The sequence below is a fragment of the Lentibacter algarum genome (genome assembly GCF_018860975.1).
Lineage (GTDB): Bacteria > Pseudomonadota > Alphaproteobacteria > Rhodobacterales > Rhodobacteraceae > Lentibacter > Lentibacter algarum_A.
The window spans coordinates 597,635-614,195 of sequence record NZ_JAHKQI010000008.1; the positions used below are offsets into that span (position 1 = coordinate 597,635).

Annotated in this window: 16 protein-coding genes; 13 read left to right on the top strand and 3 right to left on the bottom strand. The window is 56.7% G+C overall.

Going from position 1 to position 16,561, the window contains the following annotated elements; translation table 11 throughout:
- Nucleotides 1–393: hypothetical protein (locus tag KO498_RS12280; protein WP_215960176.1), on the top strand; the 393-nt coding region annotated here is incomplete at its 5' end.
- A 58-nt stretch (nucleotides 394–451) separates the two neighbouring features.
- Here the strand turns inward: KO498_RS12280 and KO498_RS12285 are convergent.
- Nucleotides 452–1,345 carry a translation initiation factor 3 gene (locus tag KO498_RS12285; RefSeq protein ID WP_215960177.1) on the bottom strand — a complete coding sequence of 298 codons (894 nt, stop codon included), beginning with the start codon at nucleotides 1,343–1,345 and terminating at the stop codon, nucleotides 452–454.
- Nucleotides 1,346–1,503: 158 nt separating this feature from the next.
- On the opposite strand from KO498_RS12285, the gene infC reads away from it, so the two are divergent.
- On the top strand, nucleotides 1,504–2,100 hold the full coding sequence (gene infC, locus KO498_RS12290; RefSeq protein ID WP_252731398.1) for a translation initiation factor IF-3: 597 nt from the start codon (nucleotides 1,504–1,506) through the stop codon (nucleotides 2,098–2,100).
- Between the two features lie 66 nt (nucleotides 2,101–2,166).
- On the opposite strand, the gene KO498_RS12295 is transcribed toward infC, so the two are convergent.
- Together KO498_RS12295 and KO498_RS12300 are read right to left on the bottom strand one after the other, a co-directional pair.
- A complete protein-coding gene (locus KO498_RS12295) occupies nucleotides 2,167–2,751 on the bottom strand; it encodes a YeeE/YedE thiosulfate transporter family protein (RefSeq protein ID WP_215960178.1) in 585 nt (194 codons plus the stop codon).
- A gap of 1 nt (nucleotide 2,752) precedes the next feature.
- The gene (locus KO498_RS12300) at nucleotides 2,753–3,304 is read right to left on the bottom strand and encodes a YeeE/YedE thiosulfate transporter family protein (protein WP_215960179.1); all 552 of its coding nucleotides are present in this window, start codon (nucleotides 3,302–3,304) and stop codon (nucleotides 2,753–2,755) included.
- Nucleotides 3,305–3,568: 264 nt separating this feature from the next.
- Here KO498_RS12300 and KO498_RS12305 point away from each other — a divergent pair, with 264 nt between their 5' ends.
- From KO498_RS12305 to KO498_RS12355, 11 genes are all read left to right on the top strand, one after another.
- A complete protein-coding gene (locus KO498_RS12305; RefSeq protein ID WP_215960180.1) occupies nucleotides 3,569–4,600 on the top strand; it encodes a glycosyltransferase family 2 protein in 1,032 nt (343 codons plus the stop codon).
- Nucleotides 4,597–5,250, top strand: a complete 654-nt coding sequence (locus KO498_RS12310; protein WP_215960181.1) for a sulfotransferase — start codon at nucleotides 4,597–4,599, stop codon at nucleotides 5,248–5,250. The genes KO498_RS12305 and KO498_RS12310 overlap by 4 nt, the downstream gene beginning before the upstream one ends.
- A gap of 1 nt (nucleotide 5,251) precedes the next feature.
- The gene (locus KO498_RS12315; protein WP_215960182.1) at nucleotides 5,252–7,612 is read left to right on the top strand and encodes a glycosyltransferase family 2 protein; all 2,361 of its coding nucleotides are present in this window, start codon (nucleotides 5,252–5,254) and stop codon (nucleotides 7,610–7,612) included.
- 4 nt (nucleotides 7,613–7,616) lie between these two features.
- A complete protein-coding gene (locus KO498_RS12320; RefSeq protein WP_215960183.1) occupies nucleotides 7,617–8,330 on the top strand; it encodes an FkbM family methyltransferase in 714 nt (237 codons plus the stop codon).
- Nucleotides 8,327–9,364, top strand: a complete 1,038-nt coding sequence (locus KO498_RS12325; RefSeq protein ID WP_215960184.1) for a glycosyltransferase family 2 protein — start codon at nucleotides 8,327–8,329, stop codon at nucleotides 9,362–9,364. Before KO498_RS12320 ends, KO498_RS12325 begins: the two co-directional genes overlap by 4 nt.
- Nucleotides 9,365–9,461: 97 nt before the next feature.
- Nucleotides 9,462–10,424: a phosphoadenosine phosphosulfate reductase gene (locus tag KO498_RS12330; protein WP_252731399.1), complete on the top strand. Its 963-nt coding sequence runs from the start codon at nucleotides 9,462–9,464 to the stop codon at nucleotides 10,422–10,424.
- Between the two features lie 41 nt (nucleotides 10,425–10,465).
- Nucleotides 10,466–11,506 carry a dihydroorotase gene (gene pyrC / locus KO498_RS12335; RefSeq protein WP_215960185.1) on the top strand — a complete coding sequence of 347 codons (1,041 nt, stop codon included), beginning with the start codon at nucleotides 10,466–10,468 and terminating at the stop codon, nucleotides 11,504–11,506.
- A gap of 77 nt (nucleotides 11,507–11,583) precedes the next feature.
- Entirely contained in the window at nucleotides 11,584–12,261 is a 678-nt protein-coding gene (locus KO498_RS12340) for an orotate phosphoribosyltransferase (RefSeq protein ID WP_215960186.1), read from the top strand.
- 223 nt (nucleotides 12,262–12,484) lie between these two features.
- Nucleotides 12,485–13,969: a replicative DNA helicase gene (locus tag KO498_RS12345; RefSeq protein WP_215960187.1), complete on the top strand. Its 1,485-nt coding sequence runs from the start codon at nucleotides 12,485–12,487 to the stop codon at nucleotides 13,967–13,969.
- Nucleotides 13,970–13,981: 12 nt separating this feature from the next.
- Nucleotides 13,982–15,229: a peptidase T gene (gene pepT, locus KO498_RS12350; protein WP_215960188.1), complete on the top strand. Its 1,248-nt coding sequence runs from the start codon at nucleotides 13,982–13,984 to the stop codon at nucleotides 15,227–15,229.
- A gap of 94 nt (nucleotides 15,230–15,323) precedes the next feature.
- Nucleotides 15,324–16,553 (top strand): Hint domain-containing protein, encoded by a 1,230-nt coding sequence (locus KO498_RS12355; protein WP_215960189.1) that lies wholly within the window; start codon nucleotides 15,324–15,326, stop codon nucleotides 16,551–16,553.
- The last annotated feature ends 8 nt before the right edge of the window (nucleotides 16,554–16,561 follow it).

A 16,561-nucleotide genomic window follows, 5' to 3' on the forward strand; every position in this document is an offset into this window, starting at 1 on the left:
TGCTGGAAGACTTCGGCCTCATCGAGGGCGCCAACTCCGACCCGCAAACCTATGTTGTTGAAAAAGCCTTTTTGGATTAACGCAGCCATTCTCGCGTGCCTTGCCGGCCTAGCAGTTGCCGAACCTGTCCCTCTCTCGGAATGGACAGCGCAAAAATGCGTTCTTTATACAGAAGGCTGGAACTGGGTTTTGGAAACACAAGACCTGTCCGGCGCGCGCTCGGAGTTCCTAAGCGAACACCAAAGCTTCATCGACGCAGGCTGCGATCACGCAATCGAAATTTGCCCTTTGAGCAAAGGTGATCTGGCCTTGGCCAACCTGCTCACGCTCATTTCAATGAACGAAGGCATGGCGAGCACCTTCGTGCCCTTTGCTTGCGAAATGAATGACTAGGCAAAAAAAAGCCCCGCTCAAACAAGCGAGGCTTTTTCTGTGTCTCTAAAGGACTGGCTTACATGCCAAGTGCTTCTTTAACTTTCGCCAAAATCGCTTGAAGCGCTTCAGGGTTTTCCTGAGCTTTCTTAAGCCCGGCTTTCAAAACACCTTTTTGAACCGTGCCGACTTTGTCTGAACTGTCGATCATTTCGCTAACTTTATCGAGGTCGAAACCATCGGCTGTCAGCAAGTCTGCCATCGAGCCCGTGCCCTCTTCAGCCGCTTCAGTTGCAGCGTCTGTCGCTGCGTCTGTCGCCGCTTCTGTGGTTGTATCAGTGGCCGCATCTGTCGCGGCTTCCGCTGCATCCGAGGCTGCTTCTGTCGTTGCTTCAACCGCGTCGCTTGCTGTCTCTGTCGCGGCTTCTGCTGCGTCCGAGGCTGCTTCTGTCGTCGCTTCAACCGCGTCGCTGGCTGTCTCTGTCGCGGCTTCCGCTGCGTCCGAGGCTGCTTCTGTCGTCGCTTCAACCGCGTCGCTGGCTGTCTCTGTCGCGGCTTCTGCTGCGTCCGAGGCTGCTTCTGTCGTTGCTTCAACCGCGTCGCTGGCTGTCTCTGTTACCGCTTCCGCTGCGTCCGAGGCGGCTTCTGTGGTTGCTTCAACCGCGTCGCTGGCTGTTTCTGTTACCGCTTCTGCTGCGTCCGAGGCTGCTTCTGTGGTTGCTTCAACTGCATCGCCAGCCGCTTCTGCCGCATCGCCTGCTGTTTCAGTCGCAGTCTCAACCGCTGTCTCAACTGCATCAGAAACCGCATCAGCTGCACCTTCAGCTGCGTCTGTAACAGCTTCAACAGGCGCCGCTTCGGTTACTGTCTCGGTGACTGACTCAACAGCTTCGCTAACATCTTGGCCCGAGTAGACAAAATAGCCCACACCCAAAACGATCACTGCAAGTACGACCCATAGTAAATTCTTCATAACTCTTTCCCCTTAAGGTATGACGCACACCAAACAACCGGGTGCGCCTTCCACGTGCCACATGCCGCAGGCTGCATAAAGACACAAGGGGGAATGGCACCACAATAAGCTCATTTCAGCCGATTGCGGGGTTGTAACCCCCGATTTGCAAGTTTACCTTGCGCCATAAGACATTGGTTCATAACAAAAGGAAGAAAACCATAGCCCGCAGACCTCATAACGCGCCTCCGCAGCGCGACACTGGCCCCCGCGTCAATGACCGCATCACCAGCTCCGAAATTCGCCTGATTGGCGCAGAGGGCGAAAACGTCGGCGTGGTCAGTCCCGCCGAAGCTATGCGCATGGCAAACGAGGCTGATCTCGATCTGGTTGAAATCTCACCAAATGCAAGCCCGCCCGTGTGTAAGATCATGGACTTCGGCAAGTTCAAATATGAGCAGCAAAAGCGTGAAGCCGAAGCTCGCAAAAAGCAGAAGACCATCGAGATCAAAGAGGTCAAGTTCCGGCCCAACACCGACATCAATGACTATAACGTCAAGATGCGCAATGTGGTTAAGTTTCTTGAGAACGGCGACAAGGTGAAGATCACCCTGCGCTTTCGTGGCCGCGAAATGGCTCACCAGAACCTCGGCCGCGAGTTGCTCGAGCGCGTTGCCGCCGACGTAACCGATGCTGCCCTTGGCAAAATCGAGAACTTCCCGAAGATGGAAGGCCGCCAGATGGTTATGTTGATCGGCCCGACCGCCAGCAAGTAAGCCAGACAGCACCAAGAACACAAACGGCCTCCGCAGCAGCGAAGGCCGTTATCTGTTTATTGCGCCCTACTCGGCCGCTACCGCCATTGCACCGCCACCGATCCGCTCCGGCAGAACAAAGGCGATGACAATGAACGCCGCGCCGAGAATAATGCCAAGCACATCACCCGACATCGCCATCAGCCCGTCATAGCCCGCATCGGGAACCGTGCCGAGCGTCACTTTGCCGCCCGCTATGTTGTCGAGCAAACCGCTGGCCTTCCAGGCCGGATATGTCACCATATAGGCCGCCGATCCGAGCAGGCCACCGGCGATAAACACCCAGGCATCCTTACGACCAGAGGCCGCAGCACATACGCCGGTTCCCGGGCAATAACCCGCCGCCGCCCAGCCAACACCCAGCAGCAAGCCGCCTATGAACACGCCGACATATGCCGCCTTCACGCTCATGTGGCCAACATCAACGAGGCCGATCATCTGGCCTGCAAACATCAGAACCGAGCCAGTGCCGATCGCTGTCAAAATGGTTTTCATCAAGTTGAGATTGGTCAGCGCCAACATCTTGCCGATCCAGTTCGGGCTGGTCGCGCCGATCCGGTCAAGCACCGCGCCAAAGGCGGCACCAATTATGATTGCTAAAACAAGTGACATCTCAGTTCTCCTTTCTGTACATAAACATCGCCACAGGCACAGCCGAGGCAAAGGCCCCCGCCGCAAAGATGTAGCCGGACAATGAGGTTTGCATCATGCCGCTCATCATGTGGCCCGAGGTACAACCGCCCGCCAAACGCGCGCCGTAAAGAGCAATGAAACCGCCTGCAAAAGCAACGGCATAGCGCTTCATTTGTGTGTCACCAAAGCTGTTGCGCCAAATTTGCGGAATGCTGCGCTCATCCGCGCTCAATCCGCCCTTGGCCATGTTCGAGGCAAACGCACCGAGCATCATCGCCAGCACGAAAACGAACGAATAGTTCAGCGGATTGGCGACAGACTTGGCGTATTTGCCGTCTGATTTCGCCAGATAAGCGTTGGTCGAGGTATAGCCCTCTTCGGTTTTTGTTACCAATTCGCTGTTCACAGCATCGCCGATGATCCCGTCAAGAATGACAAACTGCGTGCTCACGCCGATAGGCTTGACTAGCAGCACCGCTAGAAAAAACACCAACCCGAGCAGCACACCGCCAAGCTTCCAATCTAAAGTCATGGTCTGTTCCTTTCCATATATTCCAGTAATTGAATATAAAAAATCATGAGCCCCGACTTTGATCTGCATCAACTCAAGAAACCGATGTCGAAACCTCACTATTGTTTCCATTTGCGAAAAAGTGTCAGCAAAGATTGACGCTGAATCGCGTAAATGGCATAAATTGTGGAAACAATAACGTGCTAAAAAGCTGAAAAGGCAGGCACTTCAGAGCGGCGGTCAACAGATGTTTTCTACAACCAGCACAATGGCGGGACGCACATAATGCGCATCACGGCCCTCACCTGCGTCAAAAACGAAGGCCCGTTCCTGCTTGAGTGGATCGCCTTCAACCGTATCATCGGCGTTACCGACTTTTTGTTCTATCACAACGACTGTTCTGATGGCACCGAGCGCTTGCTTGAGAAGCTGCAAGAGCACGAGATCGTCAACGCGCTGCCGAACCCTGCCGAGGGGCGGCACTTTCAAATGGAAGCGCTAAAAAAGTCGCGCCGCCAACCCGTTGTCAAAAATGCTGACTGGGTCTGGATCGCCGATGTTGACGAGTTTCTCAACATTCATGTCGGCGATCACACCATCCCTGCCCTGATCAAAGCCTGCAAAAATCCGCAGTGTATTTCGATCACATTTCAGTTCATGGCCAACAACGGTGTCGAAGCCTTTGAAGACCGCCCCGTGATCGAGCAGTTCATGCATTCTCACAATCCTGACATCTGGACAGGTGAGACAGCGATTGAAGTTAAGTCTCTGGTTCGCAAAGATTTTCCGTTAAACTATTATGGCGCTCACCGGCCGTTTCACAAGGAAGATGTGCCGCGCCGCAAGCAGCCCTCATGGAAAGACGGCTCCGGCCGCGACGTTCCGATCCAGTTTGTCAAACGCGTCAACAAACGCCGTATCCGCAAGTTTCCGGCCAAAGGCGTGCGCGATCACGCGACGCTCAATCACTATGCCCTGCGCTCGCTAGACAGCTATCTGGTCAAAAACGACCGCGGCGATGTCAATCGCGAGTTTCGCGAATTTGACGACACCTACTGGCGCGACCGCAACGACCCCTCCTATCTTGACGACAGCATCCTGCGATACTCCGAGCCGCTCAAAGCCGAGATGGACCGCCTCAAAGCCCTGCCCGGCATCGCGGCCTTGCATGATGAGTGCGTGGCCCTGCACCGTGCCAAGCTCGACGAACTCATGGCACAAGAAACATACCGCGAAATGCGCAAACAACTGCAAGCCGCGCCGCCCTACGGAGCGCTGGAAACAGAAGTGCGCACGCTCGTCGGCCTGCCTGTATGAGTGACTTCAAAATCATAAACCTTGGCCTGCCAAAAACAGGTACAACAACGCTCACCCGTGCTTTGCGTCGCGCGTGTATCCCAACGGTTGACTGGAAGGTTCACAAACGCCAGACGCCTGACGAGAGCCTGCATGGGCAGCACCTCGGCACGCTGATGTATCGCGACTATTTTGACAGTGGTGACCCGCTCAAGCGCCTCACAAAATGGCGTGCATTCAATGAGTTAAGCCATGCTGGCCTCAAACACTCGCTTTGGCCGCAAACCGACTGGGGCCTGCTGAGTGCGATCCTCAAACATCACCCCGACACGCGGTTTATGCTCAACACCCGTGACCCCGAAAGAACCGCTGCTTCAATCATCCGCTGGGGCAACCTTGGCTCATTGCGCCTGCCCAACACCAATGTTCCGGGCTTGCCCAAGGGCTACGGCGAACAATCCCATATCGCGCGCTGGATCGAAGCTCACTATGCCTTTGTGCGTCGCGTGTTTTCCGGTGCCGACAACTTCCTCGAGTTTGACATTACCGACAGCGACGCTCCGAAGAAGATCGGGGCATTCCTTGATACCAAGCTGCCTTGGTGGGGCCGTGCAAACGCCCGCCCCGAAGCCGACACTCCGATGCTCCAGCCAGAAATGACAGATAACTAGTATGCGTATTCACCTCCTCATTGGCCCCACGCCTGAAAGCTCCGACAGGTTCCGCACGATCCTCAAGAAAAAGTCGGCCCTGCTCGAGAAGTCGGCCATCATGTGCCCGGACTGGAACCATATCCGTCTCTACATGGCCTGTGCCGATGAAGATGCCATAGGCGTTGTGCGCTTCAAACGCGGCTTTGCGACAGCGCTGGCGCAAAAGGCGTTGTATGACGAGATCGAATTGCAACTCAAACGCGCTGTGGAAGAAAACAAACCTGACATTCTGGTGCTGGCAAACGGGCAGATCGGCTCAATGTTACACACGAAGAGTGAGCTGCAACGCCTTAAAAAGCTTCTAAATTCTGTATCCGATGATATCCGCATCACAGCTCATGTCGACGCCCAGACACGCGTGCTCGCACCGCTCTATTCCTCCAAAGTCATGGAAGGTCGCAGCCGCCCGCTTGATGTCGAGTTCGCCTTGGCCAAGAGCCGCAAGGGGTGGTGGAAACATGCGCTTGAACTGCGCGAAGAGAACCAGCCCTACTACGGCCTCTTCAACGACATCCAACACCCCGCTCCCTGGCTTGACTACGAGGCCATGCTTGCTGCTTGGGAAGACGTGTTCGGTGAAAACACCGTGTTCCTTCGCCCGCTTGATCGCACGCGCCTCCTGTCCGAGGACGCGCCATCCGAACTTAACGAAATTCTTGAAACCGATATCACCCTTGGCAAAGTTGAAGCCGGCAAGCCCGAGGGGTTGCATTCGGCTGCCTCCGTAGGCCGCGTGCGGCAGTTCAACGACATCCTTATCAAGTATATGCAAGCCAAGGCGTTTTTCACCCCGCGTGACTTATGGCGCAACATGACAAGCCATTTGCGCCAGAACGGTGCCCCCATTTCTGCGGGGTCTCTCTTCGAAATCTCTGACAAGTTCGCACCTGCAAACGCCCGCCTTATCAAGCGTTTTCCTACGCTGAAGGCCTGCCTGACACCCGATGCCCCGCTTGAAAGCTGGGTCGAAGACGACGGCGGCAAAGGCTATCGCGCCAGCCAATATCTCACCGCTTTTGCACACCAGATCCGCAACAACTCAACACCCGTGGCCGAGCTTGAGGCCGAGGCCGCAAAAGCCACAGAAGGGAGCTCGCATTTTGACGATTTGATCGCCAACGAGCACAACGGTGATCAGTCAAAAGACGCGCGCCAAAAGCTGCTCGACAAGCTCAAGGTTAACCACCAGATCGTGCTGTCAACGCATATCAGGCCGCACAACGACGTTGGCCGCGTCAATGAAGAAGATCCCGGCTCGCCCTATTCTGAAGTCCCGATACGCGAGCTTCCGGACGGCAACAGCGGCAATGTCATTGTTGGCTGCATGAAAAACGAAGCGCCCTATATCGTCGAGTGGATCGCCTATCACCGTGCGATGGGCGTCGACAATTTTGTCATCTACACCAACGGCTGCGAAGACAGCACGACAGATGTGCTGGATCGGCTGCAAGAAATGGGCATTGTCCAACATCGCGACAACACCGACTGGCGCGGAAACTCGCCGCAGCAGTTCGCCCTTAACAGCTCGCTCAAAGAGCCGGTTATTCAAAACGCCGAGTGGATCATTCACATTGATGTCGACGAGTTCATCAATGTGCGCACAGGCAACGGCACGCTTGAAGACCTCTTCAAAGCCACTGGCAAAGCCACCAACATCGCGATGACATGGCGGCTGTTTGGCCACAATGGCGTTACCAAACTGTCAAACGACTTTGTGATTGACCAGTTCGACACCTGCGCCCCGAAATATTGCCCGAAGCCGCACACGGTCTGGGGCTTCAAGTCGATGTTCAAGAACATGCAGGCCTATAAAAAAATATCCTGTCACCGTCCCAACCAGATCATCGACGAAAAGCGGGATCAGGTGAAATGGGTCAACGGTTCGGGCAAGGATGTCACCGAAGATTACATCAAAGGCGGTTGGAGAAGTTCCAAGAAAACAGTCGGTTACGACTTGGTGCAGCTCAATCACTATGCCCTGCGGTCGGCTGAGAGCTTCCTGATCAAACGCCAGCGTGGCCGCGCATTGCACGTCGATCGCTCCATCGGGCTCAACTACTGGATCCGCATGGACTGGTGCGATTTCAAAGACAACACCATCAAGCGCAACTCCGAGCGCACCCGCGCCGAGTATGAGCGCCTCATGAGCGACCCCGCCCTGAAAAAAGCCCATGACGACGGGCTTGAGTGGCACAAAGCCAAGGCCGAAGACCTGCACAGCCAGCCAGAGTTTCAGGAGCTCTACGCACAGGCACTCAACGTCAAGCTGTCAGAAACCGAGCGGGTGGCCTATGCCCTCGCCCTCGATATGGAAAGCTGAGAACATGGACGGACAAGCCAGCCCGAAGTCAAAGTTCAAAATGGTCGCCTCGCGGGGCATCCTCGTGCCGCGTGACCCTGCCATTATGACACCCAAGCTGCGGCGCAAACTGCGCATGGATGCCTATGAAGCGAAGGAAGCGCAGATAGTGCTAAAATGCGTCTCCAAGGGCGACACCGTGCTCGAGCTTGGCGGCGGCATCGGCTATATCTCGACGTTGATCGCCAAGAAACGCGATGTTGCTGCGGTTCACAGCTTTGAGGCCAACCCGCATCTCGCGCCCTTTCACGCCCAGATGCACGCCGCCAACGGTGTGACAACTGTCACAACCCACAACGCCCTGCTCGCCCCGCGCAAAGGCAAACCGCAGCCGTTCTATGTGCGCGAAGATTTCCTCGCCTCTTCGCTTGAGGAAGAGATCGACGGCATGCCTGTCAAGTCGGTTGAAGAGGTGGAAGTGCGCGGCCTTAACGCCGTGTTCAAAGAGCTCAAGCCTGATATTCTGGTTTGTGACATCGAAGGCGCTGAAGCGACGCTGCTGCCGCACCTCAAATACGCCGGCCTGCGCGCCGCGATTATTGAGCTGCACCCGCAGTGGATCGGCGCCGAAGGCGTGCGCTCGGTGTTTGACGCCATGCATGCCATAGGGCTTACATATTTTCCGCAGTGGTCAGATCAGAAAGTCGTTTGCTTTCGTAAGGCATGGAAAACAAAGTGAAGTTTCTCGCTGTCCTGACAGTTCGCAACGAGGCTGCCTTCCTGCTCGAGTGGCTCGCGCATCATCAGGCGGTTGGCTTCACCGACTTTCTGGTGCTCTCTAACGACTGCGACGATGGCACCGACGCGATGCTTGATCGCTTGGCCGAGCTTGGCCACATCACGCATATACGCAACGACGGCCCCTATGACAAAGGCGGCATCCAGTTCACCGGCCTCAAACGTGCCGACAAGCTTGATATTGTGCGCGAGGCAGACTGGATACTCGCGTTTGATGTCGACGAGTTTGTCAACATCCACACCGGGGATCATACCCTGCCCGCATTGCTCTCGGCCTTGCCTGATGCCACGGCGATCACTCTGACGTGGCGGTTGTTTGGTAGCTCCGACATTGCACGCTATGAAGACAGGCCCGTGACTGAGCAATTCACCCGGGCCGCCCCTGAAGTCATGCACTGGCCCTGGCGCTCGGCGATGTTCAAAACCCTCTATAAAAACAACGGCCTATACGGTAAAATTGGTGTGCACCGTCCGCGCCAGCCCGACAAGGCCCGCCTTGACGAGGCTCAGTGGTATGACGGTGAAGGCCGCCTGCTTGAAGAGCAGTTCAAAACCCGGCGGATTTTCTCGAACTATGGTCAGCCCAACTACGGCCTTGTGCAACTCAACCACTATCCGCTCGGATCACTTGAGAGCTTTGTTGTCAAAGCCGCGCGCGGGCGGGCTGTTCACTCAGATCACATGCTTGACGTCGACTATTGGGTCGAGCGTAATTACAACACCGATATCGACACCTCGGTGCAGGCCCTTGCCCCCGAAATGCAAGCCCGCCTTGCCCCCCTTCGGGCCGACATCACCCTCGAACAACTGCACCATGATGCGGTGGAGTGGCGCCGCGCCAAGTTTCTGAAATTGCTGGAAGAAGAACCCTACCGCGCCCTGTTCGGCCGGCTCTTGCAAACCCCTCCCACACGCCCCGTCGCGCCGGAGATGGCCATGCTGATGCGCAAAAGCGCTTTGAAGGGCAAGAAATAGGCATCGAATAGACCCAGAGCCTCCCCATTTCTGCCAGAATTCTCCGCTATCCCTCCCTCAAAGACGCCGGAAAAACCGCGCGAAGAGGATAGAGCTGATGCAGGACGACACACAAACAACCGACAATTCGCTCGACAATTCGTTGGCCGATATGCCCAAGCGCGACTGGCTATTGGCCTTCTCCGGCATCGCCGAAGAGCACGGCCACTTTCAGCCCCTTGGCAAAAGCCACTTCTCGTCTTTCATCGAGGGCGGTGAGATCTTGCTCGTCACTTTCGAGAGCTACGAGAACATCCAACGTATTTCGCCCAAAGCGCACCCGCTGGGCTGGGAGATTGCCAAAGTTCTCGGCTGGTCCACGCTCAACATCATTTCTGACGGCCAATCGTGGTATCGCGACGCCGACATCTACAGCTATTTCGATGATCTGATCGATGATGGTTTCTTTGAAGAGTTCGACTCGGTGCTGTTTTATGGCGCAGGCGCAGCAGGTTACGCGGCGGCGGCTTATTCTGTCGCTGCGCCCGGAGCACGTGTTCTAGCCTTGCAGCCTCAAGCCACGCTTGATCCACGCGTCACCGAATGGGACGATCGCTACCCCCGTCAACGCCGCCATGACTGGACAAGCCGCTATGGTTTTGCACCCGACATGATAGACGGAGCCCAGGAAGCCTTCGTGCTCTATGACCCGCAAGAAACCGAGGATGCCATGCACGCTGCACTCTACACGCGTCCAAATGTGCACAAACTGCGCATGCCCAACGCGGGCGGCGCCTTGCAGTTCTCCCTGCGCAACATGAAAGTTCTCTCGCGCATTATCGCGCTTGCCGGCACAGGTCAGCTCACCCCCGAGATATTTGCCAAACTTTACCGCGCCCGCCGCGATGACCGCAACTATCTGCGCTCGCTTCTGCGTCGCCTGGAAGACCAGGGCCGCACCAAGCTTGCGCATGTGCTATGCACGAATGCAGTCGCGCGGCTTGAAAATGCTCCCGCCTTCGAGCGCCGCCTGAAGTTTCTCAGCCAAAAACTGGAAGAATCCTTACCGCACGAAAGCTAAAGCCCTTCCCCCGCCCGCGCGATTTGTGTAATCGCGGGAGTATGACACAAACGCTTACGCTCCGCCGCCCCGATGACTGGCACCTGCACCTGCGCGACGACGCGATGCTGCAAGCCGTGCTGCCCGAAACCACCCGACACTTCGCCCGCGCGATCATCATGCCAAATCTGGTGCCGCCGGTGGTCACAATGGCCGATGCCCAAAGCTACAAAGCCCGCATCAAAGCCGCGATGCCCCAAGGCAGCCGCTTCACCCCGCTGATGACTTTGTATCTCACCGAAAACACCGAGGCCGACGATCTTGCCGCCGCCTACAGCTCAGGCCTGATCTCGGCCGTAAAGCTTTACCCCGCCGGCGCAACGACCAACTCCGCCTCAGGCGTTGCCAACTTTGACAAGGTGCGCCCCGTGCTCGAGCGCATGGCCGAAATCGGCTGCCCGCTCTTGGTTCATGGCGAAGTCACTGACCACGACATCGACATATTTGACCGCGAAGCCGTGTTCATCGACCGCGTGCTCGACCCGATCCGCCGCGCCACGCCCGCGCTAAAGGTGGTGATGGAGCACATCACAACCAAAGACGGCGCCGACTACGTGCGCGCCAACCCCGAGCGCCTCGGCGCGACAATAACAGTCCAACACCTTATGCTCGACCGCAATCACATGCTGGTCGGCGGCATGCGCCCGCACTACTACTGCCTGCCGATCCTCAAGCGCCGCGAGCACCGCGAGGCGCTGCTTTCTGCCGCAACATCCGGCGATAAGCGCTTCTTTCTCGGCACCGACAGCGCCCCACACGCCACCCACGCCAAGGAATCCGAGTGCTGCTCTGCGGGTTGCTTCACAGCTCCGGTCGCGCTCGCTTGCCTCGCCCAAACGTTCGACGACGCAGGCGCTCTGGACAGGCTCGAAGGCTTCGCATCGCTCAACGGCCCCGGCTTTTACGGCTTGCCGCCTAACGAGGACAGCATCACCCTGACAAAATCAGAAAGCCCTGCAAATCTGCCCAAACAGGTCGAAAACGGTTCAGACCCGATCACAGTCTTTGACCCGGGATCACCCGTCTATTGGTCAGTCACCTAACCCTTTTTCTTGTTTCAAATATCCCCGCCGGAGGCATCCGAGCTCACCACTAAGGCCCCGTCTCAAAGGAAAGCGCCATGATCCCGACAAGCCACCCCTCGCCTGAAGAAATCGCCCGCCTCACCGCGCGTATGCTGCTCGAAATCGGCGCAGTCAACTTCAACACCGACGCGCCTTACACGCTGGCTTCCGGTTTGCCCTCACCAAGCTACATCGACTGCCGTAAGCTGATCAGCTTCCCGCGTATCCGCTCAACCTTGATGGATTTTCTCACCGTCACCGTCATGCGCAACGCGGGTTTCGAGGCTTTCGACAACATCGCAGGCGGCGAAACAGCCGGCATCCCCTTTGCCGCACTTGTTGCCGAGCGTATGGCTTTGCCGATGTCCTATGTGCGCAAAAAGCCCAAAGGATACGGCAAAAATTCTCGCATCGAGGGCGCCATGAGCGAGGGCGAGCGCGTGCTGCTGGTCGAAGACCTGACAACAGACGGCGGCTCCAAGCTCAGCTTCGTTGACGCCATCCGCGACACCGGCGCAACCTGCGCGCATACCGCCGTCATTTTCTATTACGACATCTTCCCGGAAACGCCCAAAACCCTTGGCGATCACGGCGTCACACTGCATCACCTTTGCACTTGGTGGGACGTGCTCAAAGAGGCCCGTGCCCAGAAATCTTTCACCGAAGAGACACTGTCTGAAGTCGAGAAATTTCTGCGTGATCCGCGTAAGTGGCAAGAGGCCAACAAGAAATAAACTTTTCCACAGACGGGCCACTGTGCTCTGCCGCGGAATCACCGGACTACACTTCATTTTGCGGCTACGCGCACTCATGCTACACTATCTAGCGAGGCTTTGGTAAGCAGGCCGTTATCCACAGGCTTATCCCGCAGACAATCCCCAGTTTTTTCCAGATGGGGTTTTGCCTGCGATATTGGTATCAAGACCGAACAACAAAAACGGGCGAGGCAGAGCAAAGATGAACGAGATCACAGCATTCAATCCAACAGGTGCCGAAGTCAGCACCCCCGAAACTGTGCCGCATTCAATCGAGGCCGAACAACAACTTCTCGGCGCGCTGCTGACCAACAATGATGTCTACGACAAGATCGCCAGCATCATCAATCCCAAGCATTTTTACGACCCGCTGCACAGCCGCATCTTTGAAACAGCCGCCGCGCGTATTGCCAAAAACAACCTCGCCTCACCCGTCACCCTGAAGGCCTTTTTTGAGGATGACGAAGGCCTCAAGGAAGCCGGAGGCACAGGCTATCTTGCCCGCCTCGCAGGTGCCGCGATCTCGGCCTTCGCCGTGCGCGACTATGCCCAGCTGATCTATGATCTCGCCATCCGCCGCGACTTGATTGCACTCGGTCAGGAGATCAGCTCAAAGGCCGCCAAGGTTGATGTAAGCTCCGAACCGCGAGAGCAGATCGTCGAGGCAGAGCAGCAGCTCTACAAACTTGCCGAGCAAGGACAGACAGAAAGCGGATTTCAGAGCTTTCTCAAAGCTGTAACCGACGCAGTTAATGTCGCCAATGCCGCCTATCAGCGCGACGGCGGCCTCGCGGGCGTCTCCACAGGCCTCTCGGATATGGACAACATGCTCGGCGGTTTGCACAAGTCCGACTTGCTCATTCTCGCAGGGCGCCCGTCTATGGGCAAAACCTCGCTGGCAACCAATATCGCCTTTAACGTCGCTAAAGCCTATAAGCGCGGCAAGCTCGCTGACGGGGCTGAAGGCGCGGTTGATGGCGGGGTCGTCGGCTTCTTCTCACTGGAGATGAGCGCCGAGCAGCTCGCGGGTCGTATCCTCGCCGAGGCCTCCGAGATCAGCTCGCACAAGATCCGCCAAGGTGACATGGACGAGGTCGAGTTCCGCCGCTTTGTTGATGCCGCCAAGTCACTTGAAGCCTGCCCGCTGTATATCGACGACACAGCTGCCATCCCGATTGCGCAACTTGCCGCCCGCGCCCGCCGCCTCAAGCGCACACACGGGCTTGATGTCTTGATCATCGACTATCTGCAACTGGTGCGCGGCACCGCCGAAAACCGTGTGCAAGAAATCGGTGAGATCTCGATGGGCCTCAAGGCCATCGCCAAAGAGCTGCAAATTCCGGTGATCGCGCTCTCGCAGCTCTCACGACAGGTCGAGAGCCGCGAAGACAAGCGCCCGCAGCTCTCTGACCTTCGCGAATCCGGCTCGATCGAGCAAGACGCCGACGTTGTGATGTTTGTGTATCGCGGCGAATACTACAAAGAACGCGAAAAGCCCTCTGATCACGAGCTCGACAAAATGGCCGAGTGGCAAGACGAGATGTCGCGCCTGCATGGCAAGGCCGAGGTGATCATCGGCAAGCAGCGTCACGGCCCCATCGGCACGGTCGAGCTCTCCTTTGAGGCGCAGTTCACCCGCTTTGGCAACCTCGCAAAAGCGTGGCAAGGCGGCGGCGAAGATTTTTAGAACAGGTAGTTTATGTCCGAAGCTTTCAACAAAGAACTCGAAACCCGCCTGATCCGCTATTGCAAGATCGACAGCCAGTCAGACGCCAGCGTCGCCAGCAGCCCGAGCACGGAAATTCAGCTTGATATGCAGCGGTTGCTGGTGGACGAGCTCAAGGAGATCGGCGCTCAGGATGTGACGCTGACAGCCTACGGCGCGGTGCTCGCAACCCTCCCGAGCACGGCTGGCAACAAAGCCCCGACACTTGGCTTGCTCGCCCATGTCGACACCGCACCGCAGTTTAACGCCAGCGGAGTTAAGCCAGTGGTGCACCGCAGCTATAACGGCGGTGACATTACCTTTGCAGACGCGCCCGAGCTGACACTTTCACCCGAGAACTCGCCGTACCTATCCGGCAAGCAAAATCATGATATCATTACAGCTTCCGGGACAACACTCTTGGGCGCCGACGACAAATCAGGCGTTGCAGTGATCATGACAGCCGCCAGACACTTGCTGGCCAACCCCGAGATCAAGCACGGCAAAATCCGCCTCGCTTTTACGCCCGATGAAGAGATCGGCCGAGGCGTTCACCCTGACTTGCCCAAAGATCTGGCCGCCGATTTCGCCTATACATTTGACGGCGGCAAAGTCGGTGAGATCGAGTATGAGAGCTTCTCTGCTGATGGCGCGAAAGTCACCATCGAGGGTGTGTCTATTCACCCGGGCACAGCCAAAGACACGATGGTCAACGCGCTGCACCTCGCGTCCAAAATCATCATGACCCTGCCACATGTGAGCATGACGCCCGACACAACTTCAGGCCGCGACGGTTTTATCATGGTCACCGACATGACAGGCAACGCCGCCACAGCCGAGCTGACGTTCATCCTGCGTGACTTTGAGCTCGACGGGCTCGCAGCCAAGGGCGCATTGCTGCAATCGGTCTGCGACACGGTGCAACTCAGCGAGCCGCGCGCGCAAATCGGCTGCGCAATCAAGCCACAGTATCGCAACATGCGCTACTGGCTTGAAAAAGACATGACGCCGGTTGAACTCGCCCATAAAGCCGCCAAAGAGATCGGCCTCACACCCGTATCAAACCCCATCCGTGGCGGCACCGACGGTTCGCGCCTGACAGAACTCGGCGTGCCCTGCCCCAATATCTTCACCGGCATGCAAGAGTTGCACGGCCCGCTTGAGTGGATCTCGGTGCAAGATATGAACATCGCCACAGAAATGTGCCTCAAACTGGTGCAGTTGGCAGGCAAGAACAGCTGACACGGGCTAAACTTGGCCCAAACTGTAGAACTGCCATTCTTCTGCCTTAGTTGCTCGTTACGAAACAATGAGCAGCAAAGGTAAGGATTGAAAAATGCCATCGGTCAACACAGGTCTGGGTGGCCCTACGGGGCACGGCGAGAACAACTTTCTCTCCTCTTCACTGACAACCGGAAACTATGATGATGGCTCGATCCTGGTTGATATCACCTCGGTCTTCGGCGCCGGTGGTATCGACTTTTTCGGCACCAGTTACACCAGCCTCTACATCAACTCCAATGGCCTCATCACCTTCACTGGCCCGAACACGACCTATAACGGCACTGACTTGGCTTCGCTCAATCAACCCGCGATCGCCCCCTTCTGGACAGATGTAAACATCACCGGCGGCAACGCCTCGGGCACCAACAACATCTACTGGGATCTTGACCCAGCCAACGGCACATTCACCGTCACATGGTATGAGGTGGAGCCCTACAGCGGCAGCGGCACCGACACATTCCAGATGGTGCTGTCTGATCTCGGCGGCGGCACTTGGGGGGTCGAGTTTATCTATGAAGATATCGGCTTTACCAACGGCTACGGCGCTCAGGCACAAGTCGGCGTAACCGACGGCGGCAGCAACGACTATATTGTTCCCGGCTCTGGCAACGCCACGGCCCTGTCAAACTATGACACCGCCGACCTTGACTCAGACAGCCCGGACGGAACTTGGGATATGTTCATGAACAACGGCACTGTGGTGTGTTTTGTTCAAGGCACACTGATCGAAACCGACACGGGCTATCGGCCGGTCGAATGGCTGCGCGAAGGCGACATGATCCGCACCGCCGACAACGGGTTTCAACCGCTCAAAGCCGCGCTCAACTCGCGGTTTGTTGCCGGTGAGCGCACACAACCCGTCTGCATCAAGGCCGGCTGTCTTGCCAACACGCGCGATCTCTCGGTGTCGCCCAATCATCGCATCCTGATCAACGACAGTCTCTGCGAGATCTTGTTCGGAGAGCGTGAAGTCTTTGTTTTAGCGAAGCATTTGCTTGGTCTGCCCGGCATCGATACGTCAGAATTGCCCTATGCACAGGTGTCTTACTATCACTTGCTGCTTGATCAACACGAGGTGATCTTTGCCAATGAGCAGCCAACCGAGAGTTTCTTTACCGGTGAAATGGCCGAGCTTACCTTGGGCAACACCGCGCCGAGAATGCAAAGCGCCATTGCACTGCTAGAGCCTGAGCAAGAAACCGCACGTATGACGCTAAAATCCTATGAAGCACATATCCTGATCGAGGCGATGCGTTCCGCCACGCAAGAACACGCCGCCTAACTGCCTCT

What these genes read in the sequence shown, in the direction of transcription:
- pyrC (WP_215960185.1), top strand. Translation starts at nt 10,466, where the DNA reads ATGACACAAACGCTTACGCTCCGCCGCCCCGATGACTGGCACCTGCAC.
- KO498_RS12355 (WP_215960189.1), top strand. Translation starts at nt 15,324, where the DNA reads ATGCCATCGGTCAACACAGGTCTGGGTGGCCCTACGGGGCACGGCGAG.
- pepT (WP_215960188.1), top strand. Translation starts at nt 13,982, where the DNA reads ATGTCCGAAGCTTTCAACAAAGAACTCGAAACCCGCCTGATCCGCTAT.
- KO498_RS12300 (WP_215960179.1), bottom strand. Translation starts at nt 3,304, where the DNA reads ATGACTTTAGATTGGAAGCTTGGCGGTGTGCTGCTCGGGTTGGTGTTT.
- KO498_RS12330 (WP_252731399.1), top strand. Translation starts at nt 9,462, where the DNA reads ATGCAGGACGACACACAAACAACCGACAATTCGCTCGACAATTCGTTG.
- KO498_RS12285 (WP_215960177.1), bottom strand. Translation starts at nt 1,345, where the DNA reads ATGAAGAATTTACTATGGGTCGTACTTGCAGTGATCGTTTTGGGTGTG.
- KO498_RS12310 (WP_215960181.1), top strand. Translation starts at nt 4,597, where the DNA reads ATGAGTGACTTCAAAATCATAAACCTTGGCCTGCCAAAAACAGGTACA.
- KO498_RS12315 (WP_215960182.1), top strand. Translation starts at nt 5,252, where the DNA reads ATGCGTATTCACCTCCTCATTGGCCCCACGCCTGAAAGCTCCGACAGG.
- KO498_RS12320 (WP_215960183.1), top strand. Translation starts at nt 7,617, where the DNA reads ATGGACGGACAAGCCAGCCCGAAGTCAAAGTTCAAAATGGTCGCCTCG.
- KO498_RS12305 (WP_215960180.1), top strand. Translation starts at nt 3,569, where the DNA reads ATGCGCATCACGGCCCTCACCTGCGTCAAAAACGAAGGCCCGTTCCTG.
- KO498_RS12345 (WP_215960187.1), top strand. Translation starts at nt 12,485, where the DNA reads ATGAACGAGATCACAGCATTCAATCCAACAGGTGCCGAAGTCAGCACC.
- KO498_RS12295 (WP_215960178.1), bottom strand. Translation starts at nt 2,751, where the DNA reads ATGTCACTTGTTTTAGCAATCATAATTGGTGCCGCCTTTGGCGCGGTG.
- KO498_RS12340 (WP_215960186.1), top strand. Translation starts at nt 11,584, where the DNA reads ATGATCCCGACAAGCCACCCCTCGCCTGAAGAAATCGCCCGCCTCACC.